Source organism: Streptomyces sp. NPDC051921 (genome assembly GCF_040680975.1).
GTDB lineage: Bacteria > Actinomycetota > Actinomycetes > Streptomycetales > Streptomycetaceae > Streptomyces.
Map to the genome: position 1 here is coordinate 1 of NZ_JBFAXU010000007.1, position 19,609 is coordinate 19,609.

Sequence of the window (19,609 nt, forward strand, 5' to 3'; positions counted from 1 at the left end):
CTGTTGAGTTCTCAAGGTGCGGACGCTTCCTTCGTACCGACCCTCGCGGGCTTTCCTCCGGGCGCTTCCTTCGTTTCCGACTCTATCAGATCTTTCCGATCCGATTTCCTCGGTGCTTTCCGGTCCCGGCTTTCCGACTTTCGTCTTCTTTTCCGAGGCCTTCCGGCGTGTCCACTACTTTAGCGGATTTCCCTGGCGACTCATAATCGAGCCATTTGGAACAGATTTCGGCATGCCGAAAAAAGCCCGGTTGGGAATCGTTGTGATGGAGTGGATGGCCGCTACGGGAGGCTCAGTAAGCACTGCCCGTCTCATGCGGCTCGGGCTACATTACGCATCTCTGTGACCCGAGTCAAGCCGAGCCCTGACCCGCGTGTCCCCTCGGCGTGTGGCCGTGGGCGCGAGGGTTGCGCGGTGGCTCATGCTCCGGGGGACGGCTTGGCCCTCGGGCTCAGTCGGTACGCCGAGACCGTGGGATCACCGGCGAGGTAGAAGCGGTGCTGCCAGTCGTGGGCCCTGCTCACGCCCACCCGAGGACCGACCTGGATGAGCGCGGTGGGAACCGGGTCGCCCTCGGACAACCTGACCGAGGTGCCTGTCAGGAGATCTGCCCCGTCGTGCTCTCCCGTGATGCCGAGTGCCTGGCAGAAGTTCCCCGGACCCCGGGCGAGGCGCGGGCTCTCGACGCCCTCACCTCTCCGCTCGCGGGCCAGGTCCTCCCCCTCGATAACCCGGCCGGCCCGGATGAGGACGGCAGAGGCGGTGCCCTCCGTCCCGGTGACGATGTTCGCGCACCAGTGGAGCCCGTGGGACCGGTAGACGTAGAGGTGTCCTGCGGGTCCGAACATGACGGCGTTGCGGGGTGTCCGGCCCCGGTAGGCGTGCGAGGCGGGGTCGGCCGTACCGGAGTACGCCTCGGTCTCCGTGATGGCGATGCTCACGGTTCCCTCGGGGGTCTCGCAGGTGAGGACGCTCCCGAGCAGTACGGGGGCGACCTCCTCAGCAGGACGGGAGAGGCGGTCGACGTTCATGCCCGCGGCCCCGACATGCCGGAGGTGCCGTTGCGGGCCGTGCGGCCGAGCGGATCCGGGGCGACCTCCCGTGCGGGGCGGTCGAGGGGGCTCCGCGGGAGCGGCGTACGGTCGGGGCTCTCGCTCATGGCGTTCGAGGGTACGGGGAACCGGCTACCTTCGTGGCGCGTATGGAGAGGGACAGACCAACAAGGAGAGGACGCAGGACATGGGGTTCAAGAAGCTGCTCGCGAGCCTGGGTGCGGGCGGGGCGTCCGTGGAGACCGTACTGACCGAGGAGAACGTCGTCCCGGGTGGCGTCGTCCAGGGTGAGGTGCGGATCCAGGGCGGTTCGGTCGCCCAGCAGATCGAGGGGCTTTCCGTCGGACTGCAGGCGCGCGTCGAGGTCGAGGGCAACGACCAGGAGTACAAGCAGGACATCGAGTTCGTGAAGGTGCGCCTCGGCGGGGCCTTCGAGGTGCAGGCCGGTGCCGTGCACGTGGTGCCGTTCGGTCTGGAGATCCCGTGGGAGACGCCGGTCACCGCGATCGCCGGCCAGCAGCTGCGCGGGATGCACATCGGGGTGACGACCGAGCTGGAGATCGCGCGCGCGGTGGACTCGGGCGACCTGGACCCGATCAACGTGCACCCGATGCCGGCGCAGCAGGCGATCCTGGACGCGTTCATCCAGCTGGGCTTCCGCTTCAAGAACGCGGACATGGAGCGCGGTCACATCCGCGGGACGCGGCAGAAGCTGCCGTTCTACCAGGAGATCGAGTTCTTCGCGCCGGCGCAGTACCGGGGTCTGAACCAGGTCGAGGTCAGCTTCGTCGCGGACGACCGGGAGATGGACGTCGTCCTGGAGATGGACAAGAAGCCGGGCCTGTTCACCGAGGGCAGCGACTCGTACCGCTCCTTCACGGTCGGCCTGCACGACTTCCACACGACCGACTGGGCGGCGTACCTGAACCAGTGGCTGGCTGAGGTCGGTGGGCGTCGCAACTGGCTCTAGGCTCGGTGCCGTAGGGCAGGCAGCGACAGGAGGTTGAGACGTGGCCGAGGGCAAGAGGGCGCCGCTTCCCCATGACTTTCATCCGCCGGTGGCGTCGTTCACGGTCGTGAGCGACGACGTCGTGGAGGGTGGGGTGCTCAAGGACGCTCAGGTGTACGCCGAGGGGAACACCTCACCGCAGCTGCGCTGGGAGGGTTTCCCGGCGGAGACGAAGAGCTTCGCGGTGACGTGCTTCGATCCGGACGCCCCGACCGGCAGCGGTTTCTGGCACTGGGTGGTGTTCGACATCCCGGCGTCGGTGACCGAGCTGCCCGTAGGAGCCGGTTCGGGTGCGTTCGAGGGGCTGCCGGCGGGTGCCGTGCACGCCCGTAACGACTACGGCTCGAAGGACTTCGGCGGGGCCGCCCCGCCGCCCGGGGACGGTCCGCACCGGTACGTCTTCACGGTGTACGCGGTGGACCAGGAGAAGCTCGGTCCCGATGCCGACACCTCGCCGGCCGCGGTCGGCTTCAACCTGCGCTTCCACACCCTCGGGCGTGCCCAACTCGTCGCGGAGTACGAGATCCCCGCGTAAGGCTGAGCTTCGCCCGTTGTTTGCCCGCTTCTGGTCTTGGAGAGATCAGAAGCGGGCATCTTTCTTTGCGCGGATATTGCGTTGTCCTACCCGGCGCGCCCGGCCAGAGTTGATCCAAGCCCGGAGCCTCTACACGGGGGGCTGGGGCCGGCACACGGGAGGTGGGCACAATGCGGGACACGCTGGTACTGAACGCGAGCTTCGAGCCGCTTTCGACGGTGACACTCAACCGTGCGGTGGTGCTTGTCCTGCAGGACAAGGCCGTCGTGGAACAGGAACACCCTGGTCTTCGTGTGCGGGCGGCCGCCGTGGACATGCCGGTGCCTCGGGTGATCAGGCTCTGCCGGTACGTACGGGTGCCGTTCCGAAGACAGGCTCCGTGGTCGAGGCGGGGTGTGCTGGTGCGGGACCAGCACCGGTGCGCGTACTGCGGGAAGCGTGCCACGACGGTGGACCATGTGGTGCCGCGGGCGCAGGGGGGCGGGGACCACTGGCTGAACACGGTCGCCTCGTGCGCGGAGGACAACCACCGCAAGGCGGACCGGACTCCGGAGCAGGCGGGGATGCCGCTGCTGCACCAGCCGTTCGTGCCGACGCCGCAGGACGCGATGCTGCTCGCGCTGAAGGCGGCGGAGCGGTCGGAGCTTCCGGACTGGCTGGCCGGGCAGGCCGCGTAGGCCTGTGCCGTGCGTGCCGGTTCGCGTGTGTCGTGAGGGCCCGCCCCCGTCCGGGGCGGGCCCTCCGTCATGTCCTCGGCGTCAGCGTCACCTCAGGGTGAGTTGAAGGATGGCGACGATGCCGACGGCGATGATCACTCCGCGCAGGACGGTGGGGGGCAGGCGCTTGCCGACCTTGGCTCCGATCTGGCCGCCGATGGTGGAGCCGACGGCGATGAGGAGGACGGCGGTCCAGTCGAAGTCGGCGACGAAGAGGAAGAAGACCGCGGCCACGCCGTTGACGACGGCGCCGAGGATGTTCTTGACGGCGTTGATGCGCTGCAGGGTGTCGTGGAGCAGCAGGCCCATGAGGGAGAGGTAGAGGACGCCCTGGGCGGCGCCGAAGTAGCCGCCGTAGATGCTGGCGAGGAAGAGTCCGACGAGGAGGGCGGGGCCGCCGTGGGGGTGGGCCTCGGTGCCGCTGGCCTCGCGGCGGCGCTGGACGGCGGCGGCGATGCGGGGCTGGAGGAGGACGAGGACCAGGGCGATGCCGATGAGGACGGGGACGATCGCGTCGAAGGCGTCGGAGGGCAGGGCGAGGAGCAGGACGGCGCCGACGAGTCCGCCGAGGAGGGCGACGGTGCCGAGGCGGAGGACGCGGGCGGTCTGGCCCTTGAGTTCGCTTCGGTAGCCGATGGCGCCGCTGATGGATCCGGGGACGAGGCCGAGGGCGTTGGAGACGTTCGCGGTGATCGGGGGGAGGCCGGTGGCGAGGAGGACCGGGAACGTGATCAACGTTCCCGATCCCACGATGGTGTTGATGGTTCCGGCGGCGGTGCCTGCCGCGAAGACCGCGAGCATTTCCCAGATGGACAAAGCCATCTCCTTACGGGTTCGGTGAGTCGCCTCCCCGCCCCGTGCGCGCCGGAGTCGAGGGGCTCGTACCGATCATGCCCGAGATTACGTGTACGTGTCAGTCAACGGGGGGTTCTTCACGGCGGGCGGGGATGTCGACGGACGGGCCGCCCTTGGTGTTGAAGCCGGGAACTCCCGGGGCGACGTTGCCGAATGCGCCGGAGAGGCCCTTGAGGGCGTCGCCGATCTCGCTGGGCACGATCCAGAGCTTGTTGGCGTCGCCCTCGGCGATCTTCGGGAGCATCTGGAGGTACTGGTACGAGAGGAGCTTCTGGTCGGGGTCGCCGGCGTGGATGGCCTCGAAGACCGTACGGACGGCCTGGGCCTCGCCCTCGGCCTTGAGCGCGGCGGCCTTGGCCTCACCCTCGGCGCGCAGGATCGCGGACTGCTTCTCGCCCTCGGCGGTCAGGATCTGCGACTGGCGGATGCCCTCGGCGGTGAGGATCGCGGCGCGCTTGTCGCGGTCGGCGCGCATCTGCTTCTCCATCGAGTCCTGGATGGAGGTGGGCGGCTCGATCGCCTTGAGCTCGACGCGGTTGACGCGGATGCCCCACTTGCCGGTGGCCTCGTCGAGGACGCCGCGGAGGGCCGCGTTGATCTCCTCGCGCGAGGTGAGGGTCCGCTCCAGGTCCATGCCGCCGATGATGTTGCGGAGGGTGGTGACGGTGAGCTGCTCGATGGCCTGGATGTAGCTGGCGACTTCGTAGGTGGCGGCGCGCGCGTCGGTCACCTGGTAGTAGATGACGGTGTCGATGTTGACGACCAGGTTGTCCTGCGTGATGACCGGCTGCGGCGGGAAGGGGACGACCTGCTCGCGCAGGTCGATCCGGTTGCGGATGCGGTCGATGAACGGGACGACGATGTTCAGGCCTGCGTTGAGCGTGCGGGTGTAGCGGCCGAAGCGCTCCACGATGGCGGCGCTCGCCTGCGGGATGACCTGGATGGTCTTGATCAGGGCGATGAAGACAAGCACCACCAGAATGATCAGGACGATGATGACTGCTGACATCGTGTTCCCTGTGCCCTTCGCTGCCGGGTAGATGACCAGAGGATGATCTCGATGATCGAGTTTCCCAGACCGCGGAGGGTCATGGGCGAGGTTCGGTCACATCACGACGGCGGTGGCTCCGTCGATGTCGACGACGTCGACCTGTTCGCCGGGTTCGAAGGTCTGTCCGGAGTCGAGGGTGCGGGCGGACCAGACCTCGCCGGCCAGCTTGACGCGCCCGCCGGAGCCGTCGACCCGTTCCAGCACGACGGCTTGACGTCCTTTCAGGGCGTCGATGCCGGTGGCGAGCCGGGGGCGGCTGTCGCGGTGCCGGGCGGCGATGGGGCGCATCACGGCGATGAGGGCGACGGACACGACGGCGAACACGACGACTTGGGCGACGACGCCGAAGCCGAGGGCCGCGGTGACGGCTCCGGCGACCGCGCCGACGGCCAGCATGCCGAACTCGGGCATCGCGGTGAGAACGAGGGGAATGCCGAGCCCCACCGCGCCGATCAACCACCAGACCCATGCGTCGATGTCCACATGGTCATGGTAGGGCGGTGGGGCAATACGGGACAGGGCGCGGTCCTGTGCGGTGACGACGCCCGTACCGTCACTTCAGCGGCAGGCCCTGCGCGGTGTAGCGGTCGCCGACGTGCTCGACGACGAGCGGCAGGCCGAAGCAGCGGGAGAGGTTGCGGGAGGTCAGCTCGGTCTCCATGGGGCCGGCGGCGAGGACCTTGCCCTGACGGATCATCAGGACGTGGGTGAAGCCCGGGGCGATCTCCTCGACGTGGTGGGTCACCATGATCATCGACGGCGCGATCGGGTCGCGGGCGAGCCGGCCGAGGCGGCGGACCAGGTCCTCACGGCCGCCGAGGTCGAGGCCGGCGGCGGGCTCGTCGAGGAGCAGCAGCTCGGGGTCGGTCATCATCGCGCGGGCGATGAGGGTGCGCTTGCGCTCGCCCTCGGAGAGGGTGCCGAACTTGCGGTCCAGGTAGTCGGTCATGCCGAGGCGGTCGAGGAAGGCCTTGGCGCGCTGCTCGTCGACCGGGTCGTAGTCCTCGTGCCACGTGGCGGTCATGCCGTACGCGGCGGTGAGGACGGTCTCCAGGACGGTCTGGCGCTTGGGGAGCTTCTCCGCCATGGCGATGCCGGCCACGCCGATGCGGGGGCGCAGGTCGAAGACGTCGGTGCCGACGCCGCCGAGGCGCTCACCGAGGACGGTGGCGGTGCCCTTGGTGGGGAAGAGGTAGCTGGAGGCGATGTTGAGGAGCGTCGTCTTGCCGGCGCCGTTGGGGCCGAGGATGACCCAGCGCTCGCCCTCCTTGACCGACCAGGAGACCTCGTCCACCAGAGCGCGTCCGTCGCGGACCACTGATACGTCCACCAGCTCCAGTACATCGCTCATGGTCGCGTTGTCTCCCCTTGCGGTCGAGTCGTGTCACCGCCTTGCGCCAGTGGGCGCGGCGTCCAGGGAAAACCTACGCCACCGGCGGGCCGGGCCGGTCCTTAGGGCTTGCTTTGCGCCTCGGGGCCCGTGCGAGTCCCTACGCTGGGGGCATGCTTTCGGAACCACGCTCAGGACGTCTGGCCGCTTGGGGCAATGCCCTGCTGGCCGGGGCGGTGTCGCCGGACGACGCGGCGCTCGCCATTGTCGGGGAGGACGCGGTGCACCGCGTGGAGGGGCTGCCGGGCGAGGCGGGGCCGGTGGGCCTGACGCTGGCGCTCGGGCGGCTGCGGCGGCTCGGGGTGACCGGCTGGCGGGTGGCGCTGCCCGCGCCGGGGCATCCGCTGGGGCTGAGCGGTCCGCCGGAGTTCAACGCCCGGGCCTTGGAGGCGGAGGAGGCCGTGGTCGGCTTCGGCGCGCCGTACGGGCTGGTGCCGGCGGTCTCGGAGGCGGGTCCCGCGGGCGATCTGCACGTCGAGGTGGTCTGGCACTGCCTGGCGGTGCGGGAGGCTCCGCCGGCGGACGTGCCGTCGCTGAGCGAGGCCGAGCGGGAGCTGGCGGACGCGCTGCGCGAGGCGACGACCGTGCTGACCCGGCTCGACGTCGCCGCCTCGGGCCCGGCCGCCGACGCGGCCCGCGACGCCTACCGCGCCCGCGCGGAGGTCGGTCGCGAGGTCCTGGCCCCGGGGTATCCGGCGCGCGCGGTCCGCGTCCTGGAGCTCGCCCAGCGGATCGGCCTCCTCGTGGACCTGGCCTACGACCACGGCCACGGCGGTGCGGTGAGCGCCGCGGAGATGGCGGCGCGCGGGGCGGCACTGCGCCCGGTGGAGCGGGTCGCGCGACGCGCGCAGGTGGCCGCGTACAACGCCTACGTGGAGGAGAGGGAGCGGGAACGGGAGGTCTAGGAACCTGACCACGCCCACGCCCGCGTGTCCCCGCCCGCCGGGCGGAGTCCGCCCCGGCGGGGCGTGCCCGAGAGGCGCCGCGGCGCCGAGCGGCGTGAGCCGCGGGGGCGAGAGGAAACGGGCCGGCCCCCGGGGGATCGTCCGGGGGCCGGTGGTTCGGCTGTCGCGTCAGTGGTTGACGGCGACGTTGCCGAAGGCCGGGTTGAGCAGGCCGATCACGTTGATCGTGTTGCCGGAGACGTTCACGGGGACGTGGACCGGGACCTGCACCAGGTTGCCGGAGGCGACGCCCGGCGAGTTGAGGGCCTGCCCGTGGGCGTCGGCACCGCCGTGGGCGGAGGCGACACCGGCACCGGCGGCGACGATGCCACCGGCGACCATGGTGAGGGCAGCGGCCTTCTTGAGCTTGTTCACTTCGGGTTCCTCCTGGTCGTGGCTGCGGCCGGTCCGCCGCAGCACGCCTTGGAGAACGCCGCCGCCCCCGCCGGGTTGCGCCGAACGGGGGACATACACACGACGGTATGAAAAGGGGAACAGTCGTACCTACGAGGTCAGGCCGTGCCGTACGGCCCAGAGCGCGGCCTGGGTCCGGTCGGCGAGGTCCAGCTTCATGAGGATGTTCGAGACGTGCGTCTTGACCGTCTTCTCGGAGAGGACGAGCGCGCGGGCGATCTCCCGGTTGGAGCGCCCGTCGGCGATCAGGCCGAGGACCTCGCGTTCGCGCTCGGTGAGGGTGGAGCCGCGGCCCGAGCCGCCTCCCTGGCCGTGCTCGTCCTGGCTGAGCAGGGCGCCGGCGACCTCGGCCTGGAGCAGCACGTGGCCGGCGTGGACGGAGCGGATCGCGCCGGCGAGGGCGTCGGGGTCGATGTCCTTGTAGACGTATCCGTACGCGCCCGCGCGCAGCGCGGGGACGACGGTGCGCTGCTCGGTGAAGCTGGTGACGACGAGGACGCGCGCGGGGTTGCCGAGCTCGCGCAGGCGGCGCAGCGCCTCGATGCCGTCGGTGCCGGGCATCTTGACGTCCATGAGGACGACGTCGGGCCGCAGCTCCTCGGTGGCGGCGACGCCCTGCGCGCCGTCGGAGGCCTCCCCCACGACCTCTATGTCGTCCTGGACCTCCAGGAAGGTGCGCAGGCCGCGGCGGACGACCTGGTGGTCGTCGACCAGCAGGACACGGATCTTCTCAGCCACCGGGGACCTCCATCTCGATCGTGGTGCCCCGGCCGGGGGCCGACGTCACCGTGAGCGTGCCGCCGACCCCGCCGGCCCGGTCGCGCATGGAGACCAGGCCGAGGTGGCGGCCTGCGCTGCGGACGGTCGTGGGGTCGAAGCCCTTGCCGTCGTCGGTGACGGTGAGCCGGGCGCCCTGGCCGCTGCGGCCGAGGGAGACGGTGACGCGCTCCGCGCCGGAGTGGCGCAGCGCGTTGTGGAGGGCCTCCTGGGCGACCCGGAGCAGGGCCTCCTCCTGGGCGGAGGGCAGGGCGCGGACGCCGGCGCTGTCGAAGCTGACCCGGGCGGTGTGGGCGCGGTCGAGGACCTGGATCTGGGTGCGCAGGGTGTGTACGAGGCCGTCCTCGTCGAGGGCTGCGGGGCGCAGCTCGACGACGGCGGCGCGCAGCTCGTCGGCGGCCTCGGCGGCGAGCTCGGCGACCTGCTGCAGCTCGTCCTTGGCGCGGCCGGGGTCGCGGTCGACGAGCGCGGCGGCGGCCTGGGCGGTGAGACGGAGGGAGAAGAGCTTCTGGCTGACGGCGTCGTGCAGCTCGTGGGCGAGCCGGGAGCGCTCCTCGGCGATGGTGAGCTCGCGGCTGCGCTCGTAGAGCCGGGCGTTGGTGAGGGCGATGGCGGCGTGCTGGGCCAGGATCGACAGGAGCTCCTCGTCCTCGGCGGTGAAGCCGCAGCTGCCGTACGGCTTGGGGCAGCGCTTGTTGGCGAGGAAGAGGGCGGCGAGGATCTCGTCCCCGTCGCGGACGGGGAGGCCGAGGAAGTCGGACAGCTCGGGGTGGGCGTCGGGCCAGCCCTCGAAGCGGGGGTCCTCGCGGACGTCGACGAGCCGCTCGGGCTCGGCCTTGTGGAGCATCGCGGCCAGGATGCCGTGCTGGCGGGGCAGCGGGCCGATGGCGCGCCACTGCGCGTCGCTGACGCCGTCGACGACGAACTGGGCGAAGCCGCCGTGGTCGTCGGGGACGCCGAGCGCCGCGTACTCGGCGTCGAGCAGCTCGCGGGCCGAGGCGACGATCGTCTTGAGGACGTCGCGGACCTCCATCTGGCGGTTCATCGCCAGCAGGGCGCTGCTCACGGCGGCCAGTCCGGAGCTGGGTCGATGGCTCATGTGTTCACCGTACCGGCGGGGTGTGACGGTCCGTATCCGCCCGGGGACGGCGGTGGACCGGGACCGGGGGCCTAGGTCGAAGTTCCCTGGGCGGTCGGGGCCGGCGGACGAGGCGGCCGGGCGGAAGGGGCGACGAGGCTGGATCGCATCGGTTCACGGGGCACGGCTGAGAAGGGGATGGGGCACATGCCTGTCGCGATCGTCACGGGGGCGTCGAGGGGCCTGGGGCGTGCGCTGGCCCTCGCGCTGGCAGGGAGGGGCTGGGACCTGGTCCTGGACGCCCGTACGCCGTCCGTGCTGGAGGAGGCTGCGCGTGAGGTGCGGGGGCTCGGGGTCCGGGTGGCGGCGGTGCCGGGTGACGTCACGGACGCGGGGCACCGCAAGGACCTGGTGGCCGCGGCGGAGGGGCTCGGCGGGGTCGATCTGCTGGTGAACAACGCGGGGATCCTGGGAGTGGAGCCGCTGGTGCCGCTGGAGGCGCATCCGCTGGACCGGTTCAGGGCGGCCCTGGAGACGAACGTGGTGGCCCCACTGGGTCTGGTCCAGGAGGCGCTGCCGCTGCTGCGCGAGTCGCCCGCGGGGGCGGTGGTCGACGTCAGCTCGGACGCGGCGGCGGTGGCGTACCGCACCTGGGGCGCGTACGGGGCGACGAAGGCGGCGCTCGACCTGCTGTCGGCCGTGCTCGCGGTGGAGGAGCCCGGTCTGCGGGTGTGGTGGGTGGATCCGGGTGGCATGCGCACGGACATGCTGGCGGCGGCGGAGCCGGGCGAGGACCTGACGGGCACGCCGACCCCGGAGGAGGTCGCCCCGGCGTTCCTGCGGCTGCTCGACGAGCGCCCGCCGAGCGGTCGGTACGCGGCGGGGGGGCTGCTCGGGGTGGTGGAACGGTGACCGTGCTGCTCGACGGACTGTCCGTCCCGGAGGAACTGTCGGCCCGGGTGCCGGCCGAGCAGCGGGGGCCGCGGCGCGGCCGGGACGACGTACGGCTCCTGGTGTCGCGGGGTACGGAGGTGGCGCACCGGGTGTTCCGAGAGCTGCCGGGGCTGCTGCGGGCCGGCGACGTCCTGGTGGTGAACACCTCGGTGACGCTGGCGGCGGCGGTGGACGGGCGGCTGGGCGCGGAGCCGGGAGGGGAGCCGGTGGTCGTGCACTTCTCGACGCGGGGTGACGACGGCCGGTGGGCGGTGGAGCTGCGGGAGCCGGTCGGGGCCGGGACGACCCGGCCGCGGCCGGGCGGGCCCGTGGGGGCGGTGGTGCGGCTGCCGGGCGGGGCGCGGCTGGTCCTCGAGGAACCGCTGGCGCCGGGGGCGGCGCGGCTGTGGTGGGCGCGGCCGGACACGCAGGTGCCGGGGCTGCTGGCCCGGTACGGGCGGCCGATCCGTTACGCCTATACGGAGCGGGACCAGCCCGTGGCCGCGTACCGGACGGTGTTCGCGCTGCCGTCGCCGGACGGGGCGGGCTCGGCGGAGATGCCGAGCGCGGGGCGTCCGTTCACGGCGCGGCTGGTGGCGGACCTGGTGCGCCGTGGGGTGCAGTTCGCCCCGGTGGTGCTGCACACGGGGGTGGCGTCGACGGAGGCGCACGAGCCGCCGTACCCGGAGCGCTTCGCGGTGCCGGCGGCGACCGCGTGGCTGGTGAACGCGGCGCGGGCGGGCGGGGGGCGGGTCATGGCGGTGGGCACGACGGCCGTGCGGGCGCTGGAGTCGGCAGCCGACGAGGGGGTGGTGCGGGCCGCCTCGGGGTGGACGGATCTCGTCGTCACGCCGGAGCGGGGGGTGCGGGTGGTGGACGGGCTGCTGACCGGGCTGCACGAGCCGGCGGCCTCGCATCTGCTGATGCTGGAGGCGGTGGCGGGGCGGCCCGCGCTGCGGCGGGCGTACGCCGAGGCGGTGCGGGAGCGCTACCTCTGGCACGAGTTCGGGGACGTCCACCTCATCCTCCCGGAGGAGGGTCCTCACTGTGCGCATCACTGATGCAACGTCGGGTGAGACCGTTACGGGCCCGATGTGAGCCCGCGCATAGGGCGCACGTCACTTACGAATCCCCCTAGTGGACAGATAAAGGGCAGATGAGGGCCGCCAGAACTGGTCACGGACCGGTTCGGCGGCCTCGTCGTGCGACCCCTGATCCACTACCGGGGATCGTACGTCACACCTTTGCCACGGGATTTTGCTGCCGCTAAGAATTGCGTCCGTCGCCGCCGAGCAGGCGCAGCGCCGCCCCGGCCTGAGCGACCCCCAGCGATTCGAAGAGGTAGTCCTGCATGTCTGCGAACACCCCTGGCCACAGTCGTGGTCTGAAGAAGACCCACAAGGCCACGATCGCCGGCGTCGCCGCTCTGAGCGCCGCAGCGCTCGGCTTCTCTCTCGTCCAGGGCAACGGTGGCTCCACCGAGACCGAGCCCCAGGCCCTCGCGCACCCCCAGCAGGTCGCGTGGTCGTACGACGCGAACAGCCCGCAGGCCAAGGCGCTCGCCGCCGGCCTTGCCGAGCAGAGCTCCGCCTTCGCCCTCAAGGCGCAGCAGGAGGCCGACGCCAAGGCCAAGGCCGCTGCCGCCGCCGCGAAGGCCAAGGCGGACGCCAAGGCCAAGGCCGCCGCGAAGGCCAAGGCCGACGCCAAGGCGAAGGCCGCGGCCAAGGCGAAGGCCGACGCCAAGAAGCGCGCCGAGGCGAAGGCGGCCGCGAGCCGCGCCGCCGCCCGCAAGCCGGTCTTCGCGAACAACCTCGACGGCTGGATCCGCGAGGCGCTGTTCATCATGGACAAGCACGACATCCCGGGCACCTACCACGGCATCTACAAGAACGTGATGCGCGAGTCCAGCGGCAACCCCTACGCGATCAACAACTGGGACATCAACGCCATCAACGGCGTCCCGTCCAAGGGTCTGCTGCAGGTCATCTACCCGACCTTCAAGGCGTACCACATCGCCGGTACCAAGTTCGACCAGTACGACCCGGTCGCCAACATCGTCGCCGCCTGCAACTACGCGGCCGACCGCTACGGCTCGATCGACAACGTCAACAGCGCGTACTGAGTCGCCTCGGACACGCCGAAGGGCGGCACCCCGTGCAGGGGTGCCGCCCTCGGGCGTCGTACGGCTCGGCGAGCCGTGCCTACTTGCGCATGACCTCCGGCTCGTGGCGGCGCAGCAGCCGCGCCACGAGGACGCAGCAGACCGTGGCCATGAGCAGCTGGATGCCGAGGTCGAGGCTCCACTGGCCGACGGTGTGCTCCCACAGCGCGTCGGTGTTGCCGGGGTTCTTGTGGTCCCACGGCGGCATGAGGTGCGCCAGGTCGAGCGTGGTGCCGGCGCCGGCGATGCCCCAGCGGGAGGGCATCAGCCAGGCGAACTGCTCCAGGCCGGGCGAGCCGTAGACCTGGAAGAGGATGCCGGTGAACACGACCTGGATGATCGCGAACATGACCAGCAGTGGCATGGTCTTCTCGGCGGTCTTCACCAGGGCGGAGATGACCAGGCCCACCATCATCGAGGTCAGGCCGAGCGCGATGACCTGCACGCAGAGCTCGACCGCCGGCGGCATGAACAGGCCCTCTGCGGGCAGCTCACGGGTGGAGAAGCCGATGCCGCAGATGATCACGCCCTGGAAGGCGGTGATCACGCCGAGCACGATGACCTTGGACATCAGGTACGCGGAGCGGGACAGGCCGGTGGCGCGCTCCCGCTCGTAGATGACCCGTTCCTTGATCAGCTCTCGTACGGAGTTGGCCGCACCCGAGAAGCACATGCCGACCGCGAGGATCAGCATGATCGTGCCGGCGTCGCCGTTGAAGCGGGACGGCGGCGTGGGCCGGCCGAGACCGAAGTCGGCGGGGATGACCACCGAGACCGCGCCGAGGACCGCCGGCAGGATCACCATCAGGGCGAGGAAGCCCTTGTCCGAGGCGATCACCGACACGTAGCGGCGGATCAGGGTCCACAGCTGCGAGCCCCAGCCCTGCGGCTTGGGCGGGCGGGCCAGCGCCTGCTGGGCCTGCTGCGGCAGCTGGACCGGCTGGGCGGCGACGGCGTCGATCTCCGCCGCGTACATCTGGTAGTGCTGCGAGCCCTTCCAGCGGCCCGCCCAGTCGTAGTCGCGGTAGTTCTCGAACGCGGAGAACACGTCGGCCCAGGTGGAGTAGCCGAAGAAGTTCAGCGCCTCCTCCGGCGGACCGAAGTACGCCACCGAGCCGCCGGGCGCCATCACGAGCAGCTTGTCGCACAGGCCCAGCTCCGCCACCGAGTGGGTGACGACGAGGACCGTGCGGCCGTCGTCGGCGAGGCCGCGCAGCAGCTGCATGACGTCGCGGTCCATACCCGGGTCGAGGCCGGAGGTCGGCTCGTCCAGGAAGATCAGCGAGGGCTTGGTCAGCAGCTCCAGGGCGACCGAGACGCGCTTGCGCTGGCCGCCGGAGAGCGAGGTGACCTTCTTCTCCTTGTGGATGTCGAGCTTCAGCTCGCGCAGCACCTCGCCGATCCGGGCCTCGCGCTCGGCCTCCGCGGTGTCGCCGGGGAAGCGGAGCTTGGCCGCGTAGCGCAGCGCCTTCTGGACGGTCAGCTCCTTGTGCAGGATGTCGTCCTGCGGGACCAGACCGATGCGCTGGCGCAGCTCGGCGAACTGCTTGTAGAGGCTGCGGTTGTCGTACAGGACGTCACCCTGGTCGGCGGGCCGGTAACCGGTGAGCGCCTTGAGGAGGGTCGACTTGCCGGAGCCGGAGGGGCCGATCACGCCGATGAGCGACTTCTCGGGGACGCCGAAGGTGACGTCCTTGAGGATCTGCTTGCCGCCGTCGACGGTGACCGTGAGGTGGCGCGCGGAGAAGGAGACCTCGCCGGTGTCGACGAACTCCTCGAGCTGGTTGCCGACGATCCGGAAGGTCGAGTGGCCGACACCGACGATGTCGTTGGGGCCGATGAGCACGGTGCCGTTCTTGGCGATCGGCTGACCGTTGACGTAGGTGCCGTTGTGCGAGCCCAGGTCGCGGATCTCGAAGCGCCCGTCGGGCGTCGCGTGGAACTCCGCGTGCAGACGCGAGACCTGGAGGTCCGAGACGACCAGCTCGTTCTCCAGCGCACGGCCGATGCGCATCACCCGGCCGAGGTTCAGCTGGTGGAAGGTCGTGGGGCTGCGGTCGCCGTGGACCGGGTAGGCGCCCTGCGGGCCGGCCTGCTGGTGCGGGACCTGCGGCGGCCCCTGGTGCGGCTGCTGGTGCGGAACCGCCTGCGGGGCCTGGCCCTGCTGCGGCGCCTGCTGCTTCCAGGCCTGCTGCTGCGGCGGGCCCTGGTGGGTGACCTCCTGGTGCACCCCGAGGTGCGCGGGCTGCTGCGCGGCGTGCGGCGCCGGCTGCTGCTGCGGGACGGCCTGCTGCGCCGCGGGCGCACCGGTGGCGGCGAGATTCAGCCGCGGGCCGTCGGTCGCGTTGCCGAGGTGGACGGCCGAGCCCGGACCGATCTCCACCTGGTGGACCCGCTGGCCCTGTACGAACGTGCCGTTGGTGGAGCCGTGGTCCTCGATGACCCAACTCCGGCCGCCCCAGCTGATGGTGGCATGCCGCCACGAGACCCTGGCGTCGTCGATCACCAGGTCGCCCTGGGGATCACGGCCCAGGGTGTACGACCTGGACGGATCGAGGGTCCAGGTCCTTCCATTCAATTCCAGTACGAGTTCTGGCACTCCATGCCCCACTACTTGTCCCCCGATGCACCCCCGTCTTCGGGAGCCCAGGGATGGTGAACATCCGGGGGAACTATTTCAGGCCCCGGCCCGTATCCGAAAGTCGGGCCGCGTGAAGAGCTTGCGTATGCCCGCGCGGAGCACCCGTACGTGGCACGTCCGGGGCCAGGCGGGTGTCCGTCAGTCGGGACGGGGAGTCGGGTGGCACCCGGTGCCCGATACGGTGGAAGCACCATGAGCGCATCGCAGACATCGGACGTTCCCACCGCGGACGTTCCCACTCTTCTCGTCAAGATCTTCGGGAAGGACCGTCCCGGGATCACCGCCGGACTCTTCGACACCCTCGCCGCCTTCTCGGTCGACGTCGTGGACATCGAGCAGGTCGTGTCCCGCGGCCGGCTCGTCCTGTGCGCGCTCGTCACCGAGCCGACCGTCGCCCCCCAGGGCGAGCTGCGCGCGACCGTGCACAGCTGGGCCGAGTCCATGAAGCTGCAGGCCGAGATCATCTCGGGCACGGGCGACAACCGTCCGCGCGGTGAGGGACGCTCGCACGTGACCGTGCTCGGCCACCCGCTGACCGCCGAGCAGACGGCGGCCATAGCGGCCAGGATCGCCGAGGTCGGCGGCAACATCGACCGTATCTTCCGCCTGGCCAAGTACCCGGTGACGGCGGTCGAGTTCGCCGTCTCGGGCTGTGAGACCGAACCGCTGCGCACCGCCCTCGCCACCGAGGCGCACTCGGTCGGCGTCGACGTGGCCGTGGTCTCCGCCGGACTGCACCGGCGGGCCCAGCGGCTCGTGGTCATGGACGTCGACTCGACGCTCATCCAGGACGAGGTCATCGAGCTGTTCGCGGCGCACGCCGGCTGCGAGGACAAGGTCGCCGAGGTGACGGCGGCGGCCATGCGCGGCGAGCTGGACTTCGAGCAGTCGCTGCACGCCCGGGTGGAGCTGCTGGCGGGTCTCGACGCGTCGGTGGTGGACAAGGTCCGCGACGAGGTGCGGCTGACCCCGGGGGCGCGCACCCTGATCCGGACGCTCAAGCGGCTCGGCTACCAGGTGGGCATCGTCTCCGGCGGCTTCACCCAGGTCACCGACGACCTCAAGGAGCAGCTGGGGCTCGACTTCGCCCAGGCGAACACCCTGGAGATCGTGGACGGCAAGCTGACCGGCCGGGTCACCGGGATGATCGTGGACCGCGCGGGCAAGGCACGGCTGCTGCGCAGGTTCGCCGAGGAGGCCGGGGTGCCGCTGGAGCAGACGGTCGCGATCGGCGACGGCGCCAACGACCTGGACATGCTGAACGCGGCCGGTCTCGGGGTGGCGTTCAACGCCAAGCCGGTGGTGCGGCGGGCCGCGGACACGGCGGTCAACGTGCCGTTCCTGGACACCGTCCTCTACCTGCTGGGCATCACCCGCGAGGAGGTCGAGGCGGCGGACGGCGGCACGGGCGAGCTGCTGCACTGACCGGTACGCGGAAGGGCCCGGCCGTCGGGTGACGGCCGGGCCCTTCCGCGCGCCGGGTGGCACCGCGGCCGGGCGGCGGGCACCCGCGCACGAGCGCGAGCGGACGGCTCAGGCGCGCGGGGTCCAGAAGTCGACGAGGGTGGCCACGCCGGGCTCGACGGACTTCCAGGAGCCGTTGACGGTCAGCACGGCGAAGGCGGAGGTCGGGAAGCCGGCCCGGTTCATCCGGACGAGACTGTCGCCCTCGGAGTCACCGGCGAGGACGTCGGCGAGGCCGTGCATCCCGGGGTTGTGGCCGATGAGCAGGAGGTCCCGCACGTCCTCGGGCGTCTCGTTGATCACGGCGATGAGCTCGCCCGGCGAGGCCTCGTAGATCCGCTCCTCGTAGACGGTCCTGGGGCGCTCGGGCAGCTCCTGCACGGCGAGCTTCCAGGTCTCCCGGGTCCGGACGGCGGTCGAGCAGAGGGCCAGGTCGAAGGCGATGCCGGTGTCGGCGAGCCTGCGGCCCGCGACGGGGGCGTCCGTACGGCCGCGCTCGGCGAGCGGGCGCTCGTGGTCGGAGGTCTGGGGCCAGTCCGCCTTGGCGTGTCGGAGCAGCACGATCCTGCGGGGTGTGTCGACGCTCATGTACCACAGCTTCGCACGGATCGGGCGGACCCGACTCAGAGTGAGAGCGTTTGCTGGACCTGCTCCAGAACGCGTCCCAGCCCTGCCTCACCGCCCAGTGCCTGGGCGTCTCCCGGTCCCGTGATGAGGAGGAAGAGGGCGATGAAGGCGGCCACCGGCAGGGTGAGCGCCCACCAGGGCAGCCGGGTGTCGACACCGGAGTACATCGTCGGGGCCGTCCGGACCGCCTGGGCGCCGGTGGGGGTTCGCGCCGTCATGGCCGCCTCCGTGGGATGGGATCTCCGGTTCTGCTTCGGTGATTCCACCGTACGGAGCGCGGACCTTCCGGCCCATCAGGTGATCCACCCACTTCACCCTGATACCCGCCCCCTAGGGGACGGGGGGGACAGCCCTACCGCGCCGGGCTCAGGGCGAGGCGATGGAGGCGATGATGCCGATGACGACGGTGATGCCGATCATCGCGCCGAAGACGATGAGGAGCTTCTTCTGGCCGTTCGGGGGGTTCGGTTCGAGTACGGGCATGGGATCAGTCTCGCATCTCAGCATTCGTCCTCGACGACGCGGTCCCTGCCCGCCAGGCTGCCCACGATCATCTGGGGGATCATCAGGCCGCCCATGAGGACGATGGGCAGCCCCCAGCCGCCGCTGTGCTGGTAGAGGACGCCGACGAGGAGCGGTCCGGGGATGGAGATCAGGTAGCCGGCGCTCTGCGCGAAGGCGGACAGCCTCACGACGCCGGCGCCGGTGCGCGACCGCATCCCGATCATGGTGAGGGCGAGCGGGAAGGAGCAGTTGGAGACGCCCAGGAGCACGGCCCAGATCCAGGCTCCGCCCGCCGGGGCGAGGAAGAGGCCGGTGTAGCCGGTGAGGCCGCACAGGCCGAGGGCGACGACGATGGGGCCCTGGTTCTTCAGGCGGGTGGCGAGGCCGGGGATGACGAAGGCGAGCGGCACGCCCATGACCATGGTGACGGCGAGGAGCACGCCCGCGGTCGAGGCGGGGACGCCGGCGTCGCGGAAGATCTGCGGCATCCAGCCCATGGTGATGTAGGCGCCGGTGGCCTGGAGGCCGAAGAAGGCGGCGAGGGCCCAGGCGGTGCGGCTACGGGTGACCTTGGGCGCGGCGGCGGGCTCGGCGGCGGAGGCCGCTCCCCCGGCCGTACGCGGTCCCCCGGCCGTACGCGCTCCCCCGGCCGTACGCGTTCCTCCGCCCGTGCCCGTGCCCCCGGCCGTACGCGTACCCGCGCCGGAGCCGGTGCCCGCACGGGCGCCCGAGTCGGGGCCCGTGCCCGCCGCGGCGGCGCGGCCGCGGAGCAGCGGGAGCCAGGGGAGGACGGCGACGGCGGCGAGGGCCGCCCAGATGCCGAGGCCCAGCCGCCAACTGCCGCCGAGGGCCTCGGTCATGGGGACGGTCGCGGCGGCCGCCACGGAGGTGCCCAGGGCGAGGGCCATCGAGTAGAGGCCGGTCATGCTGCCGATGCGGTCGGGGAAGTACTTCTTGACCAGGACGGGCATGAGGACGTTGCTGAGCGCGATGCCCATGAGGGCGAGGGCGCTGGCGGCGAGGAAGCCCGCCGTGCCGCCCGCGAAGGGGCGCAGCAGCAGGCCGGCGAAGATCGCGGCCATGCCGGCGCAAACCACGGTGGCGGGGCCGAAGCGGCGGGCGAGGCGGGGGGCGGCGATGCCGAAGACGGCGAAGCACAGCGGCGGCACGGAGGTGAGGACGCCGGCCACGGTGCCGCTCATGCGGAGGCTCTCGCTGACCTCTTCGAGCAGCGCGCCGAGGCTGGTGATGGCGGGGCGCAGGTTGAGGGCGGCGAGGACGAGTCCGACGACGACGAGCCGGGTGACCCAGCGGGCGGGTCCCGCGGGGGCGGAGGACCCGGCCGTTCTCGCGACGTGGCCGGGCTGCTTCGTGGCGGGGTCGAGGGTCTGCGGCTCGTCAGGCATGGGGTCATCATAGAATCATGGGATGATTGGTTGTCCAATCTCGAACAATCGA

Annotated in this window: 20 protein-coding genes and 1 pseudogene; 8 read left to right on the forward strand and 13 right to left on the reverse strand. The window is 71.4% G+C overall.

Annotation, left to right across the window (positions count from 1 at the left end; genetic code table 11):
* Window positions 1–419: 419 nt before the first annotated feature.
* Window positions 420–1,159: pseudogene (locus AB0M16_RS11275) on the reverse strand (DNA-3-methyladenine glycosylase).
* Between the two features lie 80 nt (window positions 1,160–1,239).
* Between AB0M16_RS11275 and AB0M16_RS11280 the strand changes: the two are divergent.
* From AB0M16_RS11280 to AB0M16_RS11290, 3 genes are all read left to right on the forward strand, one after another.
* On the forward strand, window positions 1,240–2,022 hold the full coding sequence (locus tag AB0M16_RS11280) for a sporulation protein (protein WP_365341321.1): 783 nt from the start codon (window positions 1,240–1,242) through the stop codon (window positions 2,020–2,022).
* A gap of 40 nt (window positions 2,023–2,062) precedes the next feature.
* Entirely contained in the window at window positions 2,063–2,596 is a 534-nt protein-coding gene (locus AB0M16_RS11285) for a YbhB/YbcL family Raf kinase inhibitor-like protein (RefSeq protein ID WP_365341323.1), read from the forward strand.
* A gap of 170 nt (window positions 2,597–2,766) precedes the next feature.
* A complete protein-coding gene (locus tag AB0M16_RS11290) occupies window positions 2,767–3,273 on the forward strand; it encodes an HNH endonuclease (protein ID WP_128976739.1) in 507 nt (168 codons plus the stop codon).
* 87 nt (window positions 3,274–3,360) lie between these two features.
* Here AB0M16_RS11290 and AB0M16_RS11295 read toward each other — a convergent pair whose 3' ends face one another.
* The 4 genes from AB0M16_RS11295 to AB0M16_RS11310 form a co-directional block, all read right to left on the reverse strand.
* Entirely contained in the window at window positions 3,361–4,134 is a 774-nt protein-coding gene (locus AB0M16_RS11295; RefSeq protein WP_365341325.1) for a sulfite exporter TauE/SafE family protein, read from the reverse strand.
* A 91-nt stretch (window positions 4,135–4,225) separates the two neighbouring features.
* Window positions 4,226–5,176, reverse strand: a complete 951-nt coding sequence (locus AB0M16_RS11300) for an SPFH domain-containing protein (RefSeq protein ID WP_365341327.1) — start codon at window positions 5,174–5,176, stop codon at window positions 4,226–4,228.
* Window positions 5,177–5,272: 96 nt separating this feature from the next.
* On the reverse strand, window positions 5,273–5,701 hold the full coding sequence (locus tag AB0M16_RS11305) for an NfeD family protein (RefSeq protein ID WP_365341329.1): 429 nt from the start codon (window positions 5,699–5,701) through the stop codon (window positions 5,273–5,275).
* Window positions 5,702–5,771: 70 nt separating this feature from the next.
* Window positions 5,772–6,569: an ABC transporter ATP-binding protein gene (locus tag AB0M16_RS11310; RefSeq protein WP_365341331.1), complete on the reverse strand. Its 798-nt coding sequence runs from the start codon at window positions 6,567–6,569 to the stop codon at window positions 5,772–5,774.
* A 152-nt stretch (window positions 6,570–6,721) separates the two neighbouring features.
* Between AB0M16_RS11310 and AB0M16_RS11315 the strand changes: the two genes are divergently transcribed.
* A complete protein-coding gene (locus tag AB0M16_RS11315; protein WP_365341333.1) occupies window positions 6,722–7,513 on the forward strand; it encodes a hypothetical protein in 792 nt (263 codons plus the stop codon).
* A 168-nt stretch (window positions 7,514–7,681) separates the two neighbouring features.
* Here AB0M16_RS11315 and AB0M16_RS11320 read toward each other — a convergent pair whose 3' ends face one another.
* The 3 genes from AB0M16_RS11320 to AB0M16_RS11330 all read right to left on the reverse strand — a co-directional run bounded on the left by AB0M16_RS11320 (window position 7,682) and on the right by AB0M16_RS11330 (window position 9,842).
* Window positions 7,682–7,927: a chaplin gene (locus AB0M16_RS11320; RefSeq protein WP_365341335.1), complete on the reverse strand. Its 246-nt coding sequence runs from the start codon at window positions 7,925–7,927 to the stop codon at window positions 7,682–7,684.
* A 129-nt stretch (window positions 7,928–8,056) separates the two neighbouring features.
* Window positions 8,057–8,704, reverse strand: coding sequence for a response regulator transcription factor (locus AB0M16_RS11325; RefSeq protein WP_365341337.1), 648 nt, complete (start codon window positions 8,702–8,704; stop codon window positions 8,057–8,059).
* A complete protein-coding gene (locus tag AB0M16_RS11330; protein WP_365341339.1) occupies window positions 8,697–9,842 on the reverse strand; it encodes a GAF domain-containing sensor histidine kinase in 1,146 nt (381 codons plus the stop codon). Before AB0M16_RS11330 ends, AB0M16_RS11325 begins: the two co-directional genes overlap by 8 nt.
* Window positions 9,843–10,028: 186 nt before the next feature.
* Between AB0M16_RS11330 and AB0M16_RS11335 the strand changes: the two genes are divergently transcribed.
* From AB0M16_RS11335 to AB0M16_RS11345, 3 genes are all read left to right on the forward strand, one after another.
* A complete protein-coding gene (locus AB0M16_RS11335) occupies window positions 10,029–10,733 on the forward strand; it encodes an SDR family NAD(P)-dependent oxidoreductase (protein ID WP_365341341.1) in 705 nt (234 codons plus the stop codon).
* Window positions 10,730–11,815, forward strand: coding sequence for an S-adenosylmethionine:tRNA ribosyltransferase-isomerase (locus AB0M16_RS11340; protein WP_365341343.1), 1,086 nt, complete (start codon window positions 10,730–10,732; stop codon window positions 11,813–11,815). Before AB0M16_RS11335 ends, AB0M16_RS11340 begins: the two co-directional genes overlap by 4 nt.
* 290 nt (window positions 11,816–12,105) lie before the next feature.
* Window positions 12,106–12,876 (forward strand): transglycosylase SLT domain-containing protein, encoded by a 771-nt coding sequence (locus tag AB0M16_RS11345; protein WP_365341345.1) that lies wholly within the window; start codon window positions 12,106–12,108, stop codon window positions 12,874–12,876.
* A gap of 79 nt (window positions 12,877–12,955) precedes the next feature.
* On the opposite strand, the gene AB0M16_RS11350 is transcribed toward AB0M16_RS11345, so the two are convergent.
* Window positions 12,956–15,526: an FHA domain-containing protein gene (locus AB0M16_RS11350; RefSeq protein ID WP_365341347.1), complete on the reverse strand. Its 2,571-nt coding sequence runs from the start codon at window positions 15,524–15,526 to the stop codon at window positions 12,956–12,958.
* A 222-nt stretch (window positions 15,527–15,748) separates the two neighbouring features.
* Here AB0M16_RS11350 and serB point away from each other — a divergent pair, with 222 nt between their 5' ends.
* Complete coding sequence (gene serB / locus AB0M16_RS11355; protein ID WP_365341349.1) at window positions 15,749–16,981, forward strand: phosphoserine phosphatase SerB; 1,233 nt, start codon at window positions 15,749–15,751, stop codon at window positions 16,979–16,981.
* A gap of 108 nt (window positions 16,982–17,089) precedes the next feature.
* Here the strand turns inward: serB and AB0M16_RS11360 are convergent, their stop codons facing one another.
* The 4 genes from AB0M16_RS11360 to AB0M16_RS11375 all read right to left on the reverse strand — a co-directional run bounded on the left by AB0M16_RS11360 (window position 17,090) and on the right by AB0M16_RS11375 (window position 19,557).
* Window positions 17,090–17,608, reverse strand: a complete 519-nt coding sequence (locus AB0M16_RS11360) for a histidine phosphatase family protein (RefSeq protein WP_365341351.1) — start codon at window positions 17,606–17,608, stop codon at window positions 17,090–17,092.
* A 35-nt stretch (window positions 17,609–17,643) separates the two neighbouring features.
* Window positions 17,644–17,865: a hypothetical protein gene (locus AB0M16_RS11365; RefSeq protein WP_365341353.1), complete on the reverse strand. Its 222-nt coding sequence runs from the start codon at window positions 17,863–17,865 to the stop codon at window positions 17,644–17,646.
* Between the two features lie 148 nt (window positions 17,866–18,013).
* Window positions 18,014–18,130, reverse strand: a complete 117-nt coding sequence (locus tag AB0M16_RS11370; protein WP_365341355.1) for an SGM_5486 family transporter-associated protein — start codon at window positions 18,128–18,130, stop codon at window positions 18,014–18,016.
* Between the two features lie 17 nt (window positions 18,131–18,147).
* Window positions 18,148–19,557 carry an MFS transporter gene (locus AB0M16_RS11375; protein WP_365341357.1) on the reverse strand — a complete coding sequence of 470 codons (1,410 nt, stop codon included), beginning with the start codon at window positions 19,555–19,557 and terminating at the stop codon, window positions 18,148–18,150.
* Window positions 19,558–19,609 lie beyond the last annotated feature (52 nt).